The sequence below is a fragment of the Kaistia nematophila genome (assembly GCF_026343855.1).
Lineage (GTDB): Bacteria > Pseudomonadota > Alphaproteobacteria > Rhizobiales > Kaistiaceae > Kaistia > Kaistia nematophila.
Genome location: NZ_JAPKNK010000001.1, coordinates 438,026 through 459,858, shown reverse-complemented (window position 1 = coordinate 459,858; position 21,833 = coordinate 438,026). Strand labels below are relative to the sequence as shown.

The 21,833-nt window shown below is 65.0% G+C and carries 17 protein-coding genes and 1 tRNA gene; 8 read left to right on the top strand and 10 right to left on the bottom strand.

Annotated elements, in window-relative coordinates; all coding sequences use genetic code 11:
* Positions 1 to 267 precede the first annotated feature (267 nt).
* The 4 genes from OSH07_RS02155 to OSH07_RS02140 are packed head-to-tail and all read left to right on the top strand — an operon-like array spanning position 268 to position 4,955.
* Positions 268 to 1,311, top strand: coding sequence for a BMP family ABC transporter substrate-binding protein (locus tag OSH07_RS02155; protein WP_266336951.1), 1,044 nt, complete (start codon positions 268 to 270; stop codon positions 1,309 to 1,311).
* A 58-nt stretch (positions 1,312 to 1,369) separates the two neighbouring features.
* Positions 1,370 to 2,914 (top strand): ABC transporter ATP-binding protein, encoded by a 1,545-nt coding sequence (locus OSH07_RS02150; protein ID WP_266336950.1) that lies wholly within the window; start codon positions 1,370 to 1,372, stop codon positions 2,912 to 2,914.
* Positions 2,911 to 4,008, top strand: coding sequence for an ABC transporter permease (locus tag OSH07_RS02145; protein ID WP_266336949.1), 1,098 nt, complete (start codon positions 2,911 to 2,913; stop codon positions 4,006 to 4,008). The genes OSH07_RS02150 and OSH07_RS02145 overlap by 4 nt, the downstream gene beginning before the upstream one ends.
* Positions 4,005 to 4,955, top strand: a complete 951-nt coding sequence (locus tag OSH07_RS02140) for an ABC transporter permease (RefSeq protein ID WP_266336948.1) — start codon at positions 4,005 to 4,007, stop codon at positions 4,953 to 4,955. Before OSH07_RS02145 ends, OSH07_RS02140 begins: the two co-directional genes overlap by 4 nt.
* A gap of 101 nt (positions 4,956 to 5,056) precedes the next feature.
* Here OSH07_RS02140 and OSH07_RS02135 read toward each other — a convergent pair whose 3' ends face one another.
* Complete coding sequence (locus tag OSH07_RS02135) at positions 5,057 to 6,034, bottom strand: alpha/beta fold hydrolase (RefSeq protein ID WP_266336947.1); 978 nt, start codon at positions 6,032 to 6,034, stop codon at positions 5,057 to 5,059.
* A gap of 202 nt (positions 6,035 to 6,236) precedes the next feature.
* Between OSH07_RS02135 and OSH07_RS02130 the strand changes: the two genes are divergently transcribed.
* Positions 6,237 to 6,656, top strand: coding sequence for an Rrf2 family transcriptional regulator (locus OSH07_RS02130; RefSeq protein WP_266336946.1), 420 nt, complete (start codon positions 6,237 to 6,239; stop codon positions 6,654 to 6,656).
* Between the two features lie 412 nt (positions 6,657 to 7,068).
* On the opposite strand, the gene OSH07_RS02125 is transcribed toward OSH07_RS02130, so the two are convergent.
* From OSH07_RS02125 to OSH07_RS02095, 7 genes are all read right to left on the bottom strand, one after another.
* Positions 7,069 to 7,200 (bottom strand): hypothetical protein, encoded by a 132-nt coding sequence (locus OSH07_RS02125; RefSeq protein ID WP_266336945.1) that lies wholly within the window; start codon positions 7,198 to 7,200, stop codon positions 7,069 to 7,071.
* Positions 7,201 to 7,288: 88 nt separating this feature from the next.
* The gene (locus OSH07_RS02120) at positions 7,289 to 8,479 is read right to left on the bottom strand and encodes a low temperature requirement protein A (RefSeq protein WP_266336944.1); all 1,191 of its coding nucleotides are present in this window, start codon (positions 8,477 to 8,479) and stop codon (positions 7,289 to 7,291) included.
* 14 nt (positions 8,480 to 8,493) lie between these two features.
* Complete coding sequence (locus tag OSH07_RS02115) at positions 8,494 to 8,760, bottom strand: hypothetical protein (protein WP_266336943.1); 267 nt, start codon at positions 8,758 to 8,760, stop codon at positions 8,494 to 8,496.
* 92 nt (positions 8,761 to 8,852) lie between these two features.
* Positions 8,853 to 12,413, bottom strand: coding sequence for an autotransporter outer membrane beta-barrel domain-containing protein (locus OSH07_RS02110; RefSeq protein ID WP_266336942.1), 3,561 nt, complete (start codon positions 12,411 to 12,413; stop codon positions 8,853 to 8,855).
* Positions 12,414 to 13,147: 734 nt separating this feature from the next.
* Positions 13,148 to 13,861 (bottom strand): response regulator transcription factor, encoded by a 714-nt coding sequence (locus OSH07_RS02105; protein WP_266336941.1) that lies wholly within the window; start codon positions 13,859 to 13,861, stop codon positions 13,148 to 13,150.
* A 95-nt stretch (positions 13,862 to 13,956) separates the two neighbouring features.
* Complete coding sequence (locus OSH07_RS02100) at positions 13,957 to 14,769, bottom strand: DUF6065 family protein (RefSeq protein WP_266336940.1); 813 nt, start codon at positions 14,767 to 14,769, stop codon at positions 13,957 to 13,959.
* A gap of 215 nt (positions 14,770 to 14,984) precedes the next feature.
* Positions 14,985 to 16,424 (bottom strand): collagen-like domain-containing protein, encoded by a 1,440-nt coding sequence (locus OSH07_RS02095; protein ID WP_266336939.1) that lies wholly within the window; start codon positions 16,422 to 16,424, stop codon positions 14,985 to 14,987.
* Between the two features lie 621 nt (positions 16,425 to 17,045).
* On the opposite strand from OSH07_RS02095, the gene OSH07_RS02090 reads away from it, so the two are divergent.
* On the top strand, positions 17,046 to 18,935 hold the full coding sequence (locus OSH07_RS02090; RefSeq protein ID WP_266336938.1) for an ATP-binding protein: 1,890 nt from the start codon (positions 17,046 to 17,048) through the stop codon (positions 18,933 to 18,935).
* 181 nt (positions 18,936 to 19,116) lie between these two features.
* Positions 19,117 to 19,488: a site-specific integrase gene (locus tag OSH07_RS02085; RefSeq protein WP_266336937.1), complete on the top strand. Its 372-nt coding sequence runs from the start codon at positions 19,117 to 19,119 to the stop codon at positions 19,486 to 19,488.
* A 55-nt stretch (positions 19,489 to 19,543) separates the two neighbouring features.
* Here the strand turns inward: OSH07_RS02085 and OSH07_RS02080 are convergent.
* Both OSH07_RS02080 and OSH07_RS02075 read right to left on the bottom strand, forming a co-directional pair.
* Positions 19,544 to 19,620 (bottom strand) — tRNA-Arg (locus OSH07_RS02080).
* 212 nt (positions 19,621 to 19,832) lie between these two features.
* The gene (locus OSH07_RS02075; protein ID WP_266336936.1) at positions 19,833 to 21,353 is read right to left on the bottom strand and encodes a sensor histidine kinase; all 1,521 of its coding nucleotides are present in this window, start codon (positions 21,351 to 21,353) and stop codon (positions 19,833 to 19,835) included.
* 320 nt (positions 21,354 to 21,673) lie between these two features.
* On the opposite strand from OSH07_RS02075, the gene rpmH reads away from it, so the two are divergent.
* Complete coding sequence (gene rpmH, locus OSH07_RS02070; RefSeq protein ID WP_201401895.1) at positions 21,674 to 21,808, top strand: 50S ribosomal protein L34; 135 nt, start codon at positions 21,674 to 21,676, stop codon at positions 21,806 to 21,808.
* The last annotated feature ends 25 nt before the right edge of the window (positions 21,809 to 21,833 follow it).

The following is a 21,833-nucleotide window of genomic DNA, read 5'->3' as shown; positions in this document are numbered from 1 at the left end:
GCGGCGGCACTCCTCGCCCTTCCTGCGAGGCTCGCGCTGAAATTCGCCGGTGCCATGGGCGGCACGGTCCTTGCTTTGCGCTAGCCGAAGCCGGCCCGGCCTTGGCCGGGCATGCCTTGTTGAGGACGAGAACGACGTATGGCTTGAATTCCGGCCGCTCCCATAGGCTGATGGAAGCCTGTATGCATGCCGCCGCCCCTCGCCCGCCCCGCCCTCACCCAGCCCTTGCCTTGCCAATCCAATGACGACGTCCACAGGAGTTCCTCGATGATCAAGACCACCCTTTCGCGCCGGGCCTTCGGCGGCCTGCTGACAGCAGGCCTGATCGCGGCGACGGCCGGATCGGCCGCCAAGGCCGAGGACAGCCCGAAGCGGCTCAAGGTGGCGCTGGTCGTGCACGGCACGCTCGGCGACAAGAGCTTCCTCGACAGCGCCGCCGCCGGCCTGAAGCGGGCGGAATCCGACCTGCCGGTCGACGTCACCGTCATCGAGGCGGGCCTCGATCGCGGCCGCTGGCAGCCGGCGCTCGCCGACGCCACCGACCAGGGTTTTGACGTCGTCATCGCCGGCACCTGGGAGATGACCGGCTTCATGGCCGAGCTGGCGCCCGAATATCCCGACACCAAGTTCATCATCTTCGACGATGCGCCCGATTTCTCCGGCGGCAAGTTCGGCAACATTCTGGCGATCAACTACCGCGTCTCGACGGCCGCCTATCTCGCCGGCCTCGCGGCGGCGAAGATCAGCAAGACCGGCAAGATCGGCGAGATCCTCGGCGTCGAGGGCGCGACGATCCTCGAATTCGCCGTCGGCTTCGAGCAGGGCGCCAAGGCCGGCAATCCGGACGTGCAGGTTACCCGCGCCGTTGCCGGAACCTTCACCGATCCTGCCAAGGGCAAGGAACTGGCGCTCGCCCAGTTCGACCAGGGCGTGGACATCGTCTTCCCGATCGCCGGCGGCACCGGCATCGGCGCCCTGCAGGCCGCCCGCGACAAGGGCAAGCTCGCCGTCGGCGTCGACAGCGACCAGGCCCTGATCTTCGAAGGCAGCGACCCGGCCCAGGCCGCTGTGATCTTCACCTCGGTGGAGAAGAAGGTCGGCGACTCGCTCTACACCGCCCTGCAGCAGACGCTCGCCGGCACCGCGCCCTATGGCACCAACCTGCTGCTCGGCCTCGCCGACGGCGCGGTCGGCATCGCCAAGAACAGCTATTACGAGAAGCTGGTCCCGGCCGATGTGCGCGCCGCGGTCGATGCGGCGGAAGCCGAGATCATCTCCGGCAAGATCGTCGTCGAAACGGCGATGAAGTGATAGGTCGGGCTCCGCCTCCAGGCGGAGCCCTTCTTTCTGACGCGAAGGACGCAAAGGCATGGCGCCGCTGCTCGAAGCCATCTCCATCGGCAAGACCTATCCGGGTGGTACGGTTGCCAATAACGGGGTCAACCTCTCGATCGAGGCGGGCGAAGTCCACGCCGTGGTCGGCGAGAACGGCGCCGGCAAGTCGACGCTGATGAAGATCCTGTTCGGCATCGAACAGCCGGACAAGGGCGAGCTGCGCCTGGAAGGCAAGCCGGTCTCCTTCGCCAATCCGCGCGAGGCGATCGACCACGGCATCGGCATGGTGTTCCAGCATTTCTCGCTGGTGCCGTCCTTCTCCGTCTACGAGAACGTCGTGCTCGGCTCGGAGCCGCGCGCCGGCATCAAGTTCGACCGCGAGGAAGCGATCCGGAAGGTGCGCGCGCTGTCGGAAAAATTCCGCCTCGCCGTCGATCCGCTGCCGCCGGTCGGCCAGCTGCCGGTCGGCCAGCAGCAGCGCGTGGAGATCCTGAAGGCGCTCTATCGCGACGCGCGCATCCTGATCCTCGACGAGCCCACCGCCGTGCTGGCGCCGCAGGAAGTCGAGGAGCTTTTCGTCGCCGTGCGCGCCCTGGTCGCGCAGGGCCGCACGGTGATCTTCATCGCGCACAAGCTGCCGGAAGTGCTCGAGATCTCCAACCGCATCACCGTCATGCGGGCCGGCAAGACCGTCGGCTCCGTCGACGCCAGGGAAGTCACCGAGGACAGCCTCGCCACCATGATGATGGGCCGCGAGATCACGCTCCGCGTCGATCGCGCCGAGGGCCGCGGCGCCGTCGCCTGCGAGATCTCGGGACTGAAGATCGAGGCGGAAAGCGGCGCCGTCATCGCGGAGCGCCTCGATCTCAAGGTGCATGCCGGCGAAATCCTCGGCCTCGTCGGCGTCGAGGGCAATGGCCAGGCCGAACTTCTCGAAGCGGTCGCCGGGCTGCGCCCGGTCGCCGATGGCGACATCCGCCTCGACGGCGGCCGGCTCAACGGCCTCAGCGTCCTGGAGCGGCGCGAGCGCGGCGTCGCCAGCATTCCCGAGGACCGCATCGCCCGCGGCCTGGCGACGGGCGCGACGATCGCGGAAAACCTCGTCGCGACCCGGCTCGCCGACAGGCGCTTCGTTCGCCGTGGCCTGCTCGATCTCAAGGCGATCAAGGCGCATGCGCTGGCGCTGATCGAGCGTTATTCGGTCCGGGCCGGCGGTCCGGGCTTCGCCGTCGGCACGCTGTCGGGCGGCAACATGCAGAAGGTGGTGGTGGCGCGCGAGCTTTCCGAGCAGCCGAAGCTGCTGCTCGTCAACCAGCCGACGCGCGGCGTCGACCTGGGCGCGACCCAGTTCATCTGGAAGTCGCTCGCCGCCGCGCGCGACGGCGGCGCCGCCGTGCTGCTGAGCTCGGCCGATCTTTCCGAACTTCTCGCCCTTTCCGACCGGCTGGTCGTCTTCTATCGCGGCAAGATCGTCGCCGCCTTCGTCAACCATGACGATCTCAGCGCCGAAACCTTGGGGGCCTACATGCTCGGCCTCACGTCCCAAGAACCCGAAACCATGCGGGCCGCCCTGCAATGAGTGCTTCCTCCCCCTCCCGCCTGGCGACGTTCAGCCGCGAAGCGGGACGCGCGATCACCGCCCTGGCGATTGCGCTCCTCGTCGCCTGGCTGGTCATCCTCGCCACCTCCACCGACCCCGCCAAGGCGTTCCGCACGCTGCTGACCGCGCCGCTGACCTCGAGCCGCACGATCGGCCTCTGGATCGACGACGTCGCCAAGCTGACGCTGACGGGCCTCGCCTTCAGCCTCGTCTTCCAGGCGCGGCAGTTTTCCATGGGCGTGCAGGGCCAGGTCTATGTCGGCGGCCTGTTCGCCGCCCTCGTCGCGCTGTCGCCGATCGGCGCGACGCCGCTGGCCATTCCGCTCACCATGGCCGCCGCGATGCTCGCGGGTGCCGCCTATGGCTTCATCCCCGGCTATGCCAAGGCGCGCTTCGGCGCCAGCGAGATCGTCTCCTCGCTGATGCTCAATTACATCGCCATCCTGGTGGTCAACTATCTGATCCGCGCCCATCTCGCGCCGGCCGGCACCGGCCAGCTGATGACGGCGAAGTTCCCGCCGAATTCCATCCTTCCCGCCATCATCGCCGGCACGCGGTTCGACCTCGGCATCGTCATCGCCCTGGTGGCGACGCTCTTGGTGTGGTTCCTGCTCTACCGCACCAACTGGGGCCTGAAGCTGCGCCTGGTCGGCCACAATCCAGGCTTCGCCGAATATGCCGGCATCCGCTCCAGCTTCATCATGGTGTCAGCCATGACGGTCGCCGGCGCCTTTGGCGGCCTCCTGGGGGCCGTCTTTGTGCAGGGCCGCGCCTTCGGCAACCTGGCGCAGAATTTTGACGGCAACCTCGCCTTCGAGGGCATCCTGATCGCGATCGTCGCGCGCAGCCGGCCGCTCGCCGTGCCGATCGTCGCCCTCGCCTATGGCTATCTCCGCCAGGGCGCTCAGCTGATGGGCATCCGCACCGACGTGCCGATGGAAATGATCTCGGTGGTGCAGGCAATCATCATCCTGCTTGTGGCGTCGTCCTTCACCCTGCCCGGCCGCAAGCTGCTGGCGCGCCTCACCGGCGGCTCCGCTCCTGCCGTCGCCACCGCGGAGGCCGCCAAGTGATCGAGCTCCTGCTGACGGTCTTCTCGGCCGCCTTCTTCGTCACCGTCGTGCGCACCACCACGCCGCTGCTCTTCGCGACGCTGGGCGGCCTGATCTCGGATCTCTCCGGCGCGCTCAACGTCGCGCTCGAGGGCATGATGCTGATCGCGGCGCTGACCGCAGTCATCGTCTCTGTCTATGCGCCCTGGTATGTCGCGGTGCTGGCGGGAGTCGGCGCCGGCGCCCTGCTCGGCGCGCTGATGGCGCTGTTCCACCTGCGCTTCAAGGCCGACATCATCCTGGTCGGCTTCGCCGTCAACATCCTCGCCACCGGCGGCACGGTGTTCGCGCTGGCGCAGGCGACGGGCGGCGACAAGGGCACCTCGATCAACCTCGTCTCCAAGGCGGTTCCGGCCGTCGACCTGTCGTTCCTTTCGGCCATTCCCGCGATCGGCCCGACGCTCACCAGCCTACTTTCGGGGCATTCGATCCTGTCCTGGCTCGCGGTCTTCACCGTCTTTGCGGTGTGGTTCTTCCTCTACCGCACGCCGCACGGGCTCTGGCTGCGCGGCGTCGGCGAATATCCGGCCGCGACCGAGGCGGCCGGCATTCCCGTCGACAAAGTCCGCACCTGGAGCCTGATAGCGTCTGGCGCGCTCGCCGGCATCGGCGGCGCACAGCTGGCGATGTTCAACTATATCGGCTTCACCCGCGACATGACCTCGGGGCGCGGCTTCATCGCGCTCGGCGCGGTCCTGCTCGGCGCGCGCCACCCGATCGGCGCCATGCTCGCGGCGCTGCTGTTCGGCATCTTTGAGGCGCTCGCCATCGTCATCCCGAACCTGTTCAGCTGGATCCCGGGCGAACTGATCCAGACGATCCCGTTCGCGATGACCTTCCTGGCCCTCATCCTGTTCAGCTACCGTGCCCAGCGCGCCCGCCAGCTCAGGACGCTGAGCAAGGTGTGACGGCGTCCGGGGCGGGGAGCAGGACGAGACGGACCGTTGCGATCGACCCCGGGCCGATCGCAACCGCCGGTGCAGCCCGGCATCCGCCCGTCGGCAGGGCCCTAGGTCGAGTGCCGCCTCGCGAACTCGATGATCGCGGCGCTTACCCGTTCGGGGCTCTCCTGCGGCGCCCAATGGCCGCAGGCCTCGAGGAACAGAGGCGGCTCGAGCCCCGGCACCAGGGTGGGCATGGCAGCGATAATGTCCCGCATTCCCGGCATGCTCAGCCCGACATCACGATCCCCCACGACATAGAGCGCGGGAATGTCGACGGTCCTGCCCTTCAGGGCCGCCTGCAGCGCCCAGTTTCGATCGAGGTTGCGATAGTAGTTGAGGCCGCCCCGGAAGCCGCTTCGGGCAAAGGCGGCGACGAAGGCCTGCAGATCCGCCTCCGTCAGCCAGTTCGGCAAGCCATTCGGCAGCGGCAAGGGCGCAAGCAGGCCGTCCTTTCGCGACACCATGCCGAACGGGTTCGGCGTGCCATCGCCGGGCACGCGCGGCCCCGCGTCGCCCGACGCCGCATAGAGCAGCTTGCGCAGCGTCGTCGGCACGTCCCGCTCGAACTCGGCTTCGGCCACGCCCGGCTCCTGGAAATACAGCGTGTAGAAGAGCGCCTCGGCCGTCTGCGGGAAGATCCGGGTCGGGGGAACCGGAGGCTGTCCCATCATGGGCACGCCGATCGCCACGACGCCGCGGAAGCGGTCCGGACGCATCAGCGCAGCCTGCCAGGCGACGCTCGCGCCCCAGTCATTGCCGGCGATGATCGCCGTCGGCGCGCCGAGCGCGTCCAGGATGCCGATCATGTCACCGACGAGATGGAACAGCGTGAAGGCCTCGGGGTCGGCGGGACTGTCCGTCTCGCCATATCCGCGCATGTCCGGCGCCACGACGTGGAAGCCCGCCGCCGCCAGCGCGGCGACCTGATGCCGCCAAGCATGCGATGTCTCGGGGAAACCATGGCACAGCAGGACCAGCGGCCCCTCGCCTTGCTCCGCGATGTTGATCCGGATCCCATTCGCTTCGATAAACCGATGCTGCATCCTATCCTCCGGCCTGGCGGGTGGTTTCGCGGTGGCGCTGCGGACGGGAACCGACGCCAGAGCCGAAGAAGCCGCCCCGGCCAGACTGGCCAAAAATGTCCGTCTCAACATGTGCCACACCTCGTATGCGAAACTACATAAGTTACACATTCGGACGAGTCAATAATCCGTAACAGGATCAGTTACAGACGAGGATACCGCCTTGCGAAGCGACAGCCGCCTTTCCCGGATGCTGCATGTGCTCGTCCACATGCAGCTTCTCGGAGGAACCGAGACATCCGACACCATCGCGCTGATGCTGAAGACGAATCCGGTCGTCGTGCGTCGCACGATGGCCAAGCTGAAGCAGCATGGGATCGTTTCGTCGGAGGGAGGTCCCGGCGGCGGCTGGCGACTGCTGCGCGCGCCCGCGGACCTGACGGTGCTGGAAGTCCACCGCGCCCTGACCGACGCCTCGGTCTTCACGCTGGCGCTATCCGCCGATCATCCGGCCTGCCCCGTCGAACGCGCGGTCAATGCCCGACTCTCCCATGCGATGAGCCGCGCGGAAGCCGTGCTGGCCGAGGAGTTCGGAGCAACGACGCTCGCCGACATTGCCCGCGAATTCCAGCCGGCGGGCTAAAGCGGCGCGATCCGGAACTCCCGAAGAGGCCGCGGATTACGGCAGGTCGGTCGTCGACCCGCCGCCAAGCCGCCCGAAATATCGCCGGACCGAAGCGAAAAAAGCGCCCGAAAGGGCGCCACGACGTCATTAAGCAAACAAGGGAAATGGCGCGCCCGAAGAGATTCGAACTCCTGCCCCCCAGATTCGTAGGCTCTCTGGGCCATTGACTTCATTAAATTGCGTTCCCAACCGGGCGGACGGGAATGGCATGAAGGCGGCTCTCGACGGGAGCCGCCTTTTCTATTGCAGTTGCAGCTTTAGGACTTCGATGGCGCGGCACTGGGCGCTGCGGAGGCAGTTGCGACTCGATCGCCTTGATCGTCGCCTGCGGCATCTTGTTGCCAAGATCTGCTTGCAGGTCGTTGGCCGATCAGCCCATCGAGTGAACGCGATAAACGCTCCAGCCGCGCACATCGAGCGACAGTTCGCGCGACTCGAAATCCTGCTCTTCGGCGATGACGCCTCTGCTCTCGACGAACGTGCGACGGGTGATCTCGACCATGGGGCCTACTGCATTTGGCCCGGTCGCATTTGAATTCGAGTGAGGACCCACGCGCCGCCTCGCTCAGCCGCTCCAGGCTCCGGCAGCCTCAACCAATCTCTTGGTCCAAGCGGGAACGGACACGGCGGATGCGTCCTTCCCACAGCCCGGTGCCGAGCATGACGAGGCTGGTCAGCCATCCCGCGACCAGCAGGTCGGCGCTGAGCAGGACGGGGATCAGCGCGACGAGCACGATCGCGCCGACGACATGCGATACCGGAAAGGCGCCGTAGACGACCTTCTTGTAGATCGCGCTGCCGGCCAGATAGAGCACCGGGCCAAGCGACAGAATCAGGCCGTAGGCGAGCTTCACCTCGTCATGCGGATGCGCCATGACGAGGTCGTTGCCGACCGCCGTCGCAATGATGCCGGCGATCAGGATGGCATGCACATAGTGGAAGGCGGCGCCGATCCGGCCGGGATCGTCGGAATGGGTGATGGCATCGGTGGCATCCTTGCTCGACGTCCCGAAATAGAGCCACCACATGGCAAGCGTGCCCATGAAGGTCGCGAGCATCGCCGACAGGACCGGCACGTCCCAGACTTCCGCGCCGGCCAGCATGGCGCCGGTGGCGAGCAGCGTCTCGCCGAGCGCAACGATGACGAAGAGCTGGCAGCGTTCGGCGAGGTGGCCACCTTCGATCGTCCAGTCCCGGGTCGAGGAGCGGCCGAGGCCCGGCAGGGCGAAGCCGAACATCGGCGAGACATATTCGCAGAGAACCGCCACGGCCCAGAAGCCGGCGCGCAGCCAGGATTCCGAAAGCCCGCCGGCGATCCAGAAACACGCCGCGATCAGCAGCCAGCCGAGCATCCGCCGGTAGTTGGCGGCGAGCGGATGATCGCGCCCGAGCGAGAACAGGATGAAGGCGGTGCGCCCGACCTGCATGGCGGCATAGGCGCCCGCGAACACCAGGCCGCGATCGCCGAACGCGCCATCGAGCGCCGAGGCCATCACCAGGGCCAGCGCCATGGTGGCGAACAGCACGCCGCGAATGGGCGGCGCCTCGGGATTGAACCAGTTGGTGAACCAGCAGGTATATTGCCAGCCGAGCCAGACCGCGAACCAGAGGATCAGCGTCTGCAGGATGCCGACCGGGCCCAGATCGTGCAGCAGTTCGTGGCTCAACTGCGTGACGGCGAAGACATAGACGAGATCGAAGAACAGTTCTTCGAAGGTCACGCGCGCATGGTGCCCGTCGCGCCGGCGCAGCAAGGGATGGTGATTGGCCTGTCCGCTCATGTCCGTCCGTCTCCCTACCGCCCGACACGCCAGAGCGCGACACCGGCAAGCGCCGCCGGCACCGTGAAGACGATGACAAGGATCGGCAGCTCCTGCTTCACCGAATAGCCGGCGCGCGTCACGCCGACCCACAGATTGGCCAAAGCGACCAGCGCCCAGACCGGTATGAACAGCTTCGCCGCGAGGGCGAAGTCCGGCGCCGTGCCGCCCCAGAGCCTGCCGAAGAGCAGGAACAGCCCGAGCAGCACGGCCCCGCCACCGATCACCAAAAGCACATGCATCGTTCTTCTTTTCCCATCCTGCGGGAGTCGAAAAAGACGCCGGCCTGCCCGCCCGGCGTCTTGTCTTATTCAGGTATTGCGTCGCCGTGCGACTACCACTTGACGCGGAAGCCGGCAGTCCCCTTCAGGTCGTAGCTGTCGGCGACGTTCTCGAGACTGGTGTTGACCGAACCCTCACCATAGATCGAGTACTTGTCGTCATTCCAGTCATAGGATCCACCGAGGCCGACGCCGCCCCACAGCCGGTCGGAGCGGCTGGCCAGAGTCGCGCCGGAGACATCGACGGAGGTCCCGTCGAGGAACTCGTAGTAGAGGTTGGCGATTCCGTAGACGTGGCTACGCGACACCAGACCGTTGTCGCCACGCCAGGACTTGTTCTGGTCGAGCGACATGCCGAGACGGCCGCGCAGGCTGTCGTTGTTCAGCAACGAGATCGCGGCAACGTCCTCACCGCCATAGGTCTGCGTGAACGAGTCGAAGTCGACGGAGGAATAGACCAACTGGGCCTGCGGCGTGAGCGAAAGGCCATTGTCCAGGCCGATCCGCTTGCCGGTCTCCAGCGACAGGGCATAGCCCGTGCCGTCATTGCCGGAAGCGAGGTTGCCCAGCACATCCGAGCCGAGATCGCTGTCGTACCAGCTCACCTGCGCCTGACCGTCGACATAGAAGCCGCTATTGCCGTACCAGGTCAGCGTGCCGCCGAAGCCCGCGCCGTCCGTGCTGATCGAGCCATTACCGAACGAGGACGAGATATCGGCCGATGCATGACCATAATGCCCGGTAACGGCACCGATCAGCTTGCCGGATTCGTTCTCGAGGACCGCGAAGTCGACGCCGGCCTGGAACTTCAGCGTGTCGAAGTCATAGCTGGAACCCGTGGTCGAGACGGCCGGATCGATCGAGTTGTGTGCCGCCTCGATGCGACCCCAGATGCCGCGACCCTCGATGCCCGACAGGGGCTCAGGAGCCAGCTTGGAGTCTGTGTCGACCGGACCACCGCTCCACGAGCGGTTGCCGACGCGCTGCTGCAGGGTCGGCAGGCTGTTCAGGCCGAGCAGGACACCGGCATAGGCCTCGAACACCGGCGCGCCGGGCTGGTAGAGGAGACCGCCCGGGTTCGAGCCGGTCGGAGCGAGCTGCGAACGCAGGTACCAGTCGCCGTCATCCGGGGTCGAGATGCCGTTCTTCCACAGCGTGTAGCCGTAAGCACCGCCAAGGACGGCCTGCTGTCCGGCGATCTCGTAGTCGCCGACCAGCGAGAACGTGCCGTCCGAAGTACCCGTAACGTCGATGATCTTGATGCCTTCGACCGTCTGGGCTCCCAGTCCGCCGGTATTGTTCACCGCGACGCTTGTGGTGCCTTCGGCCGTGCCGCCATTGAAGTACAGCCGGTCGGTGACGGAGGTGTCATCGCCAAGTACCGTGTCGATCAGGATCGCGCCGCCATCGCCCGAGTACTGGCCGCCGATCGTCAGCGTATCGCCGGCAGCGCCGACACCGGCCGGCGTGGCAAGCGAGACGAGGCCGTCATTGTGGAGGCCGCCGAGGATCAGGACGCCGTTCCCGACCGCGTCGCCGCGGGAATAGAACGTGCTGGTCGCGTCGATCGAGAGGTTGCCGTAGGAGTCGTAGTCTGGGTTCTCGCTGACATCGAGCACCGAATTGTGCAGGAAGATGCCGTTCGACATGTCCACTGCCGCACCGACATCGGTATCCGTGCCGGTCGAGAGCTTCAGCGTGGTGTCATAGAGGTGGATCGAGTCCCAGGGACCGAGTGCGTCGGCATCATAGGTGCTGTTGGCATCATAGACATTCAGCGTGTCGCCGATGGTCTTGCCGCCATAAAGCGAGGTGATGCCGGAGAAGCCGCCATGCAGGTTCAGCACGTCGACGCCGTCACCGAGATTGATCTGGCCAACGATGGCGTTCGAGGCCTCGGAGGCGTCCCAGATGGTGACGATGCTGTCGCCGTCGGCGTTGAAGATGGCAAGGTTGCTATCCGCCTTGACGGTCGAGCCAGCAAGGACATCGATCTTGGTCATCACGCCGGGATCGGTATCGGTATAGATGCCCCAGCCGGTGCCGGCCTTGATGTTGCCGCGGGTGACGATGGTCAGGTCGTTGCTGGGATCGCCCGGGCCGACGGCGTCGGAGACGTCGACGACATAGATGCCGTAGTCGGCGCCCTTGGCGTTGTTGACGTCGAGGTTCACGTCCTTGACGGCGCCGTTGTCGAGGACAAGCTCGATGGCGTCATCGCCGGAGTCGATCGAACCCCTCACCGTGACGTTGACAGAGCCGGTGCCGCTGTGGACGGCATTGATGCCATCGTTAGCGGCCGTGATGTTGTTCACATCAATGGTGAGGTCCTTCGTGGTCCAGTCCGTGTCGAGCCAGATGCCGACAAAGCCTGAGTCGATATCGTTGGCAGTGACAGAGACGTCGCCGGAACCCCAAGTGTTGAACCGGATACCGCTGGCGCCTGACGTAACGTCGTTCACCTTGATCGTGAGATCGGTCGTATTCGCATTCGCTTCGAGATTGATGCCTTCGTTGCCGGCGTAGATATCGCCGACATCGATGGTCGTCGCGCCCGCGGCGAGGCTCGGATCGATATCGATCCAGATGCCGTTGGTGCCGGCCGTGATCGAGTCATGCACCGTTATGTTGGTGTCGCCGGTGCCGCTGGAGAAGCCGTAGATGCCGTTGGCGTTCGTGGACGTGATCTTGTTGACGTCAATCGTGAAGTCGTGCGTCAGCGGACCATTGTCGAAATGGATGCCGTTGCTGCCCGACTCGATGTCGTTGGCCGTAACCGAAATGTCGCCCGTGCCGGAATTGCCATTCAGAAGGACACCGTAGACCCCGGCATTGATATCATGGGCGTCGACGGTCAGGCCGTCGGTATTCGCCCCCATCGTGGCGGTGATACCCGAGAAGTTCGTGCCCGAAGTAACATCGTTCGCCGTGATGGAAAAGGTCCCGGAGCCAAAGTGATAGGCGTGGATGCCCTCGTTACCGCCATGGACGTCATTGACTTCGATGGTCAGGTCCGAGGAATTCGACCCCCCTACGACATAGATGCCGTCATAGTTATCCGACTGGACGTTGTTGGCCTTTATGTTGACCGCGCCCGAGCCGTAATAATTGTCGATCCTGATGCCGTATCCAAATCCGTTGACGTCGTTGACGTCGTAGGTCAGCCCGGTCTGGTTGGTGGTGCCCGTGTAATAGATGCCGGCACCGCCCTGCCCCGTGATCGTACCATTGGACGTGATGGTGACCGAGCCCGCGTTGCTGCCGTCGACCACTATACCAGCATTGCCGCCGCCGATGATCGTTGACTGGTTGGTGTCGGTGAACGAGACGTCGCCAGTGCCGCTGCCCACGAGCGTGATGGCCGTGCCGCTGGCGTCGATCCCGAAGCCCGGATCGGTCGTCACCGCCGTCGCGCCAGGATTATTGATCACGATCGGCGTGTCGGTGCCGGGTGCGCCCGCCGCGCCCGAGCATTCGAAATTGGTGTTGTCGGAGGTGCTGCACGTGCCGGCGTTCGCGACAGAACCGGAGAACGCGACGACACCCAGCGCGACAAGTCCGGCCGAGGCCAGATGAGGGGCGACGCTGCCGACGATGCCCTTGTACTTGACCATGCGCCCGCCCCTCACGAGGAACGCGCGCCAGCTGGCTTCTCGTGAGGCGTTGTCCCGGCTCGTTTCGCCAGCGGATGTCGTGGGAATTGCGTTGCGCATGGTTCGTTCCTGGTGATGCGAATGGCTATTCGAGGTCATGGGAGGCGATCATCGAGGCGGGACTTGCCAGCGCTCGAGCCGATCAGAGACAGTTGAAACGTCCCGGGGCCCGGGCACGGCAGTCGACCTGCGCGGCGGGGACGATGCGGCGAGCATGGCGAGCGGATGCAGAAACTCGTCCGCCTTGCGCCCGCTGCCGATGCTGCTTTTTCGGTGGTAGGACTATGAGATTGGTCGAAGACGACCGACGATACCCATGGCGATCGGCTGTGAAGCGATCGAATGGATCGCCCCGCGAGACGCCATTGGTCCAAACGTCTTGGCACGTCTTGCTTGAGTAGGTTCGACCTGCTTTGCCAGGTCCGTCGAGCAAAACCCGATCCATACTAACCCCGCCTGCACGCGACGAAGTCATCACCGCATATCTAGCGATGCTCGTGCATGCATTTCTCATTCGAGCGCGCCAATCGCGCACTCTTCCCCTCCCTTACAAATAATTAATGAGACGATTCTTCACAATTTCAGTATCTGTCGCCTCCTGTCACTCGCTGTCACTCGAACTAACGTTGACACCAAGGACTGCCAGCGAACATTACGCTACGACATCTTGCAGGCCATCACCGGAGCGGGCCATTTTACTCGGCAAAAGCAAAACCCTGCCCACGCACGGCATGGAGAGGGAGGCGCATGTCGCATTTCTCCGCTCTTCGGCGCAGGCGGCTCGCAATGGTGTCCAGGTGTGCATAGTTGAATTCATAGACATCGGCGCCAAGGGCCTCCACGAGCGCACGGCGCTCGACGGTTTTCCCGCGCTCCTGGAACAGGCGCTCCAGAAAGCGCTGCTCCGAGACGGTGAGGCGGAGGCGATGGCCCAGACCATCGGTCAGCACCCAGCCGGCCTCCACCAGCGCCCAGTTCGGCGTTGGCGGCGATGCGGCAAGTGCGTTCCGGTTCAGCCGCGCATGGAGAGCGATGACCGTGGCAGCGAGTTCGCGGACGTCGATGGGCTTTACAAGATAGGCGTCGGCGCCCTGCTCGAGGCCGTGTACCTTGTCCTCGATGTCTCCCCGGCCCGTCGCCATCACGATCCCGACCGATTGCGAGGCGCGCAAATGGTTTGCAATCGACAGACCGTCTTCCCCTTCCAGGGCGATATCGAGAATGACGATATCGCAGGGTCTACCGGCATAGGCCCGGTAGAACTCGGAAGCGTCATTGAATCCGTGGGTGTTCAGGCCCAATCTGGATAAGCCAAACACCATTTCGTCCCGGAAATCCTCGTCGTCATCAACGAGGTAGACGAGCGGAGCTGGTGTGCCGTCGTTAGATCTGGGCTTTTTGCTGGCCATCAATGCGAAGCTCTGGTCGTGCTTAGATATGGAAATCGGTAGAGGCGGATCGGCCACCCGCGGCAGCCTGAGGCCGGCGCACGCGTCGTCCGACGCTATTCGTCCGGCACCACTGCCGGTGCGCTGCCAGCATCCTCGGTCGGGCCTGGCTCACGGGACTGCCGGCCGAGGACAGGCGCCTTGAGGGTCCGCTTCACTCGGTGGTTCGCGTCCGCTTTCGAGAGGCCCGAGGGTGAAACACCCTTCAGATAGTTCTTCTGCCATTTCTGTTCTTCGGTCAGTTCGTCCCGCATCTGAAGTCCGGCATTGAACAGCCGACGCTCGCTGTTCCAGATCTTGTGCTCCCGGTGGAAATCAGGATCGTCCTCCATCGGCAGGATGACCGGCTGCACGTCTTCGATGGCGACGCTCGGTGTCATGGTGATGAAGCAGAACGGCTCCCCCTTGGCGAAGGTCACGGCGCCGGGGCGGGTGAACTTCCAATTCATGGTGAAGCTGAATGGAAGCCAGTTGGTCTCCACGAGGCCGTCGAGCGGATGGATACCGTCCTTGATGCGATTGGGGCCGCCACGAGCCCAGACCATCCAGCCCGGATCGGTACGGAAGACATAGCCGGGATGGAAGGTGACGATGCCATGGCCAAAGGTCGACGAGATGAAGCGGTGCGTCACGCCCGGCTCGTGCACGCGGATGATGATATCGCTGGTGCTGTTGTAGCCCGTCCAGATGACCGTCACCTCATGCGGGTTGAGGAGTTCCCATCCGGAAGCGTTGGCGATCGACAGCGGGGTGCAGCGATAGGCGAAATGCTCGTTGGTGGCATCCATCCAGTCGCGCTGGCCGGGAGCCGGCACGAGAGCCGGCGGATTGGGCGACTGGATCATGCATTCTAGGCGCGGTGGGGCCATCTTCTGCTCGCGACAGTGGGCGCTTGAAGTGTCCATTGCCATGCTTCTGGCCGGCCATTTCAGCTTCTGGCAAGGTTGACGCATCGGCAGCGGGATGAGCAAGCGTTGCATGATGCCCGCAACACACCCATCCTGGGAATTCCTGCCTTTTCACGCCCTGGAAACGACCATCGCGGCAAGCTGCCGCGATGGGTTCCGACGGACGATGTCGTGGATCAGCCGGAGGCACCGGGGGCGCCGGGCGGGCCCGTCGGCCCTTCCGGCCCGGGATCTCCCGGTGCACCCGGAACACCGGGCAGGCCATCCTTGCCTGGACTTCCCGGCTGGCCGTTTGCTCCCGGAGTTCCCGGCAAGCCGTCCGATCCGGGCGTACCGGGCAGGCCATCCTTTCCTGGCGTGCCGGGCAGACCGTCCGATCCGGACGGCCCTGCCGGGCCCGTGGGGCCGGTAGGGCCAGCGGGCCCCGTGGGGCCTGTAGGCCCAGCGGGCCCGGTAGGTCCCGTGGCTCCATCGCTGCCAGGCGCACCTGGTGCGCCCGGCTGGCCGACGACATTGACCGAACGCGGCAGATCGCCCGCGTCGCGACCGAGATAGGTCGGCAGGTAATCCTCGCGATCGCGCCGGATGAGGGACTTGTTGCCCGTTCCGAAGTGGAAGCGAAGTCCGCCCATGGCGGTCACGTCATTGCCCCCGCCGTCATTGCCGCCGACGTCGAACGCGACATCGCCGAAGATCGACGCGGCGGTACCGGTCGAGAACTGGGTCAGGTATTCCGCCCCGCCGACGACCTCGGTCCTGTCGCTGCCAAACGCATCGGCGTAGCGCAGGCCGGCATTGACCTTGAAGTTGTCGGTCGCATACCAGCTGGCTCGCCCCTCGGCGAACAGGCCGGCATTGTCGTCCAGCGAATCCCAGTTGACGCCGGCGAGACCCTCCAGGGTGAAGCGGTCGAGATAGAGCTGGCCCTCGACGCCGACCTTCGCCTGCGAGACTCCCTGTTCGAAGCTATCGCCGTCCTGATACGAGCCGTTGCCATAGAGGTAGCTGGCATAGGCGCCGACCGCTCCCTTTTCGGGATCGCGCGTGAACAGATGCACGGCGGAGCCGGCAAAGCCGTTCTCCTGCGAAATGCCGCCCAGCGCATCGAGCTGGACCCCTCCGCGCTCGCCGAGCGGTATGGCCAGCGACCCCTCCGTATAGCCATAGCCTTCGTAGCGGCCATTGCCGCCGCCACCGCCGATGCGGAAGTTGGGAGCTGCCACCGCGAGGCGGCTGGGCGGCGCCTCGCCGCCATAGTCCACCATCATCCGGCTTCCGGCCGCCTGTGCGGAGATCTGCCCCTGAATGGCGGTCGATGCAGACCGGACCTCGGCGAGCTCGGCCTGGGCCCTGGCCGTTTCGGCGCGGGCCGCCATCAGTTCACCCTCCAGGCGACGCTGACCCTGCTGGAGGTCCAGGATCATCCTGTAAAGCTGGTCATTGCTGGGCGTCCGAGCCATCGCCCCGGGGATCGCCCGACCGCGGGGCTGGCTGGACTGCTCCACATAGCCTTGACCTTCAGCGAGGTCTGCGGCTCGGGCGAGCCCACTGCCGAAGACGGCGGTAAGGGCAAGAACCGAGCAACTTATAAGCAGTCTATTCCGATCTGGTTTCATTCCATTATCCCCCGGGGCTGAATAGAACTCAGGGTTTTCGCCGCATGTTCAATCCACGCTAACTCCGCCGGCCCTCAATCCTGCCCAGATCGGTCCCGCGATACGCGCCAGCCAGATTGGAATTGATGTCGGTTTGATCGATACCGTTAACGATCTCCTGCGTAATGGCTCGTTTGATTTGCGACAATTTCAGAGACTGTCAGTTACTGACACTTGCTTTCACTTGATGAGAATTTGCGCAACAACGCCCTAAATTCGCTCTGTCTAGGCAAACGAAGAACTTGATTGCCGACACCGAAGAAGAGAACTCTGTTTAGTGAAAGCGGATGGCTGGGGAGCATGAGACGGTGAAATGAGGCTTGATGGACCCTTGGCATCGCCGGCGTCTGCCCAAACGGGGCCTGACCCATTTGCGCAGCCAAGAGAACAGGCGTTTCAGACAATCGGCCCTAGACCCAAGCCCGGCCGGCCCACAGCGGTATCTGGCACCTCGCAATCCATGGGCGCGGAAAGGATGAGAGCCTATCCATGACAAGCACGAGGCCGGATCAAGCCGCTTCGGGCCAGAGCATTCCTACTGCGGGGGAAGAGAGCCCGGCTCAGCCACGACGCAATCGGAAGATGCTGCCGCTCGTTCACCGACTAACGTTGAGTGCAGCCCTGACCTGGCTGGTACTGGTGGCCGTCGCGGGTTTGTGGATGTCGCAGCGCACGATGACGGCTCAGCTTGGCAGCCTGACCGCCAGCGCCGAATACGAGGCCATCACCACCGCACGCGTGATGGACCGGCTGTTCACCGAAATGGTCAGCGTCTCGAACATGGTGGCGAGCCAGGGTCAGGTGATCGAACTCGCGACCCGCTACCGCACCGATCTACCCGGCGCTGCCGAACTGACACGCCAGCAGCGGGCTGCCCAGTTCACCCGCGACCCGCTGGTTCGGCAGGTCGGCGACTTCATGAATGCGCTGGCAGGCGATCTTCGCTATGCCCGCATCTACATGAACAACATGTCCGACGACACGGTGACGGCCAGCAACTGGGCCGAACCGGAGAGCATCGTCGGCATGATCTACACCGGTCGCCCTTACCTCATGGACGCGCTGCGTTACGGCAAGGGCGCATCGTTCGGCATTGCCCGCATCAACAAGACCCCATCCTATTTCGTGGCCAGCCGCGTCGACGACGCAAACGGTATTCCGCTGGGCTCGGTCACTGTGAAATTCGACGCACCCGACGTAGCCCACTACCTCACGGGACGACACATTGCTCTGGTCGTAAACCGCCAAGGGCGCGTCATCACCACCACATCCGAACCCTTCATGCTGCGCAACGTGGCGGCGTTGCTGCCGCCCGACAGCATCGAGCCCCCCGACGGCGGGGAGGAACTGGGCGAGCCGATGGCCATACGCGCGCTGGCCGACGCGGGCCAGGGGGACCAATGGTCGATCGAAGGCAACCCTTATCTTCTGCGCAGCCAGCCCCTGACCAATACGCCATATCAATTGCTGATTCTGGCCGCGCTGGACGAACTGGCCCCCATGCGCACGCAGCATCTCGTGACCACGGGACTGGTGGCGGGCTTCGGCCTCGCCCTCATCCTTCTGTGTGGCCGTATTGCTGCACAGTTGGGCGAGCGCCGTGCGCGCGCGGAACAGGATCGCGTCCTGGCGATCTCCCAGGCGGCAGAACGCGACCTGACGATCAAGGTACGCGAGCGAACATCGGAGCTGTCGGACGCGAACGCATCGCTCAAGGAAGAAGTGGATCGGCGTCACGTCCTGGAAACCAGGCTCCGGCAATCCCTGGACTCCGTCAACGAAGCGCTTTCCCAGCAGCGGGACTTCCTGGCGGTCGTCTCGCACGAGTTTCGCGGCCCCCTCGCCGTCATTGCAGCAGCCGCCGACAACCTGTCGCTTTCCGCGCCCGAAGGCGCCGATGACGTCAAGACCCGAAGCTCGAGGATCCGACAGACCGTCAAGCGAATGACCCTGCTGATCGAAAACGTCCTGGCCGGCGACCGGCTTGACGCCGCGGAGACGCCCAACGCGATCGTCGAAACATTCGATATCAACGAGATCCTGCGGATCGCGCAGACGGGACTGGATGACGATGCCGCCGGTCGGGTCAGCTTCTTTGCCGGCGAGCCAGCCCTGGTGAACGGCGACCGCTACCTGCTGGAAATCGCGCTGCAGAACCTTGTCCAGAATGCGCTCAAATATTCGACGCCTCCCAGCCCGGTGATAGTTCGCCTGTCGACCGAGAGCGGCTTCGTGCTGGTGAGCGTGACAGATCAGGGCATGGGCGTCCTGCCGGAGCACCGCGAATTCATATTCCTGAAGTACTACCGAGCCGCCGGCCACCGGACCAAGGGCTCCGGCCTGGGACTCTACATATCGAGGGAAATCGCGCGGCAGCACGGCGGAGAATTGGCGCTGACCGCCAGCGACGGAAGCGGATCGACATTCTGCCTGTCCCTGCCGCTCGCTCCCCGGCCTTCCGGAGACACATAGGTCGAGCGTACCCGCCTTCGAAACAGGAGGGCTAAATCGAAACTATGTATGCGACCAGACGCACAAATTTGCATGACATCGCCACGTCAGAAGATGACAGGAAATGTAACAAAGCGACAGTTACGTATATCTCGATAGCGAAGGTCTCATCGACTTCGCGACATCGAAGCCCGGCCGCGAGATGAAGATCGACACGACGCTCTATCCGCTCATCTCGGCCGAGATCGCCAGGGTGAAGCCGGCGGACCGCATCGGGCCGATGATCATCGACGAACGCTCAGGGCTGCCCTACTCCGAAAAGGAGTACAGCAAGCGCTGGCGCAAGATCGCGACGGCGGCCGGCGTGCCAAAGGAAGTCTGGAACAGGGACAGCCGCGCAGGCGGCATCACCGAAGGACGGGATGCGGGCGCGGCCGTGGAAGATGTGTCGAAGCATGCCGCCCATACCGACGCGACCGTCACGTCACGCGTCTACGATCGCGGCGAACTGGAAGCCTCACGCCGCGTCGCGACGAAGAGAAAGGAGCACCGGGAACGCGTGGGGAACGTGTAATGGGGAACGCGTGGGGAACGCGTTACAGGAAACTTCGGCTAAGTCATTGAAAAGATGGCGCGCCCGAAGAGATTCGAACTCCTGACCCCCAGATTCGTAGTCTGGTGCTCTATCCAGCTGAGCTACGGGCGCCTGTCGATTTGCACCACCCTGAAGCAACACTCCCGGGCGCCGCGCCGACCCTCAGGTCGTCGACGAGGGGATTGCTACAGCCTCACTTCGCCGATTGCAAGCGCCGAGTTGGACGAGGCTGTGGAGAATTTTCTATCCCACCTAAAAACCCGAGGCAGTGCCGCGCGGCGCGGGCGGCTTTGCCCGAGCTGCGTCGTCCGCCGGAAGCCGCGCTAGCCGACGCGGGCGCGCGCGGCGAGATCGAAGTCGATCGGCCGGTCCGGCAGCGTGATCTCGAAGGCCGCGCCCGGCGCGCTCTGGTCGACCAGGGCGATGGTGCCGCCATGGGCGCGCACGATCTCGGCCGCGATGGCGAGGCCGAGGCCGGCGCCGCCGGGGCGGACGCCGCCCTGGAAGGCCTGGAACAGATGCTGGCGCGCCTTGGCCGAGACGCCAGGGCCGGTATCGCAAATACGGATGACGACGACGCCGCCCTCGCGCCGCCCCTCGACGAACAGGCGGCGCACGACGGCCGGGTCGGCCTCGCCGTCCATCGCCTGCACGGCATTGCGGCAGAGATTGAGCAGGACGCGGAACAGCTGGTCCGGGTCGGCGTCCACCTCGAAGCCCGCCTCGATCCGGCTGTCGAAGACGATGGTCGCGTGATGGTCGAGCCCGAGCACGTCGGCGACCTCGCGACAGATCCGGCCGAGATCGACGAGGCGGCGCTGCGGCTCGCGCTCGCGCGCCCGGCCATAGGCGAGCGTCGTCTGGCAATAGTCGATGGCGCGGCCGAGCGTGGCGATCAGCTTCGGCGCGAAGCGCTGCACCGCCGGGTCCGGCAAGGCCGCGATGCGATCGGAAAAGAGCTGCGCCGAGGCGAGCAGGTTGCGCAGGTCGTGGTTGACCTTGGACACGGCGAGACCGAGATCGGCGAGATGTCGCTTCTGCGCCAGCGATTCGGTCAGGTGGTTCTGCATGGCGGCGAGCTTGTCCTCGGCGATGCCGATCTCGTCGGAGCGGCCGCTCGGCTCGATGATGCGGGACTTGTCCTCCGGATCCTCCGAATAGCGCACCATGGCCTGCGCCAGCTGGCGCATCGGCCGGATCAGCAGGCGCTGCAGGCTGATATAGATCAGCACGGCCGTGAGGATCGAGATCACCGCCGACAGGATCAGGATATTGGCGGCGAAACGCATCATCGCCGCCCGCAGCGGCCGGTCGCTGATCACGAGCTCCAGGCTCTTGCCGTCCCGGTCCGCGCCGATGACACGCAGGGTGCGCGGCGTCCAGGCGGTGAGCGTGGTGAAGGCGGCCTGGGCGGAGCGCCAGAGCGAGGTATCGCGCAGGTCCGCCACCTCGTCGACGGATGGCGGCATCTCAACGGCGGCGAGCAGCCGGCTCGCCTTGCCGGTGCGCAGCACGATGGCGGTGGCGCCAACGGTCGCAAGCAGCTCGTCCTGGACGGTGCGCGGCACATTATCCCAGGCGGCGGAGCCGAGCAGCACGGCGGCGGCCTGCGCGGTCGCCAGCTTCTCTTCCAGGAAGCGGACGCGATAGCTCGAGACGGACGGCACGAAGGCCGCCACTTCGCTGACCATGACAAAGACGATCGTCAGGAGAATGAGCTTGATCGACAGGCCGAAGGCATGACGCCGTGGCCGCGCAGGAGCGACATCCGGCAAGGGGACCTGCGCGACTAAACCGGATTGCAAGGGGCTCGCGTTGAGATCCGTCACTTTGGCGTCATTCAATCGGCGCTCCCATCTCGGGCCGACGACCCCTCTATGATGACTCGGGCGGGTGGACCGCGTCAAATTCACGTCGGAATCGCCGTGGACCACGGAATTTCGCGTTATTCATGGCATTGGGTGGCCGCCAACGCCTTCTCTACGCGGCGCGCCGGACTCGCGTTGACTTGGCTGGACCTTCTCCGTATAAGCCGGGCTCACGAGAGCACGCTTCCTGTCGTGTCATGGCTTCGGCCGTGGCCGCGGCGCCAAACCGCCGGGACGGCTCGCTCATCCGATGACAAACTCTGAATTCGAGGGGCCGCCCCAAGCGGTGACGACGCATGAAGCGCACCTATCAACCTAGCAAGCTCGTTCGCGCCCGCCGCCACGGCTTCCGTTCCCGCATGGCCACCGTCGGCGGCCGCAAGGTCATCGCGGCTCGCCGCGCGCAGGGCCGCAAGAAGCTCACTGCCTAATCAGGCGGTCGAACAGCCGGCCGGC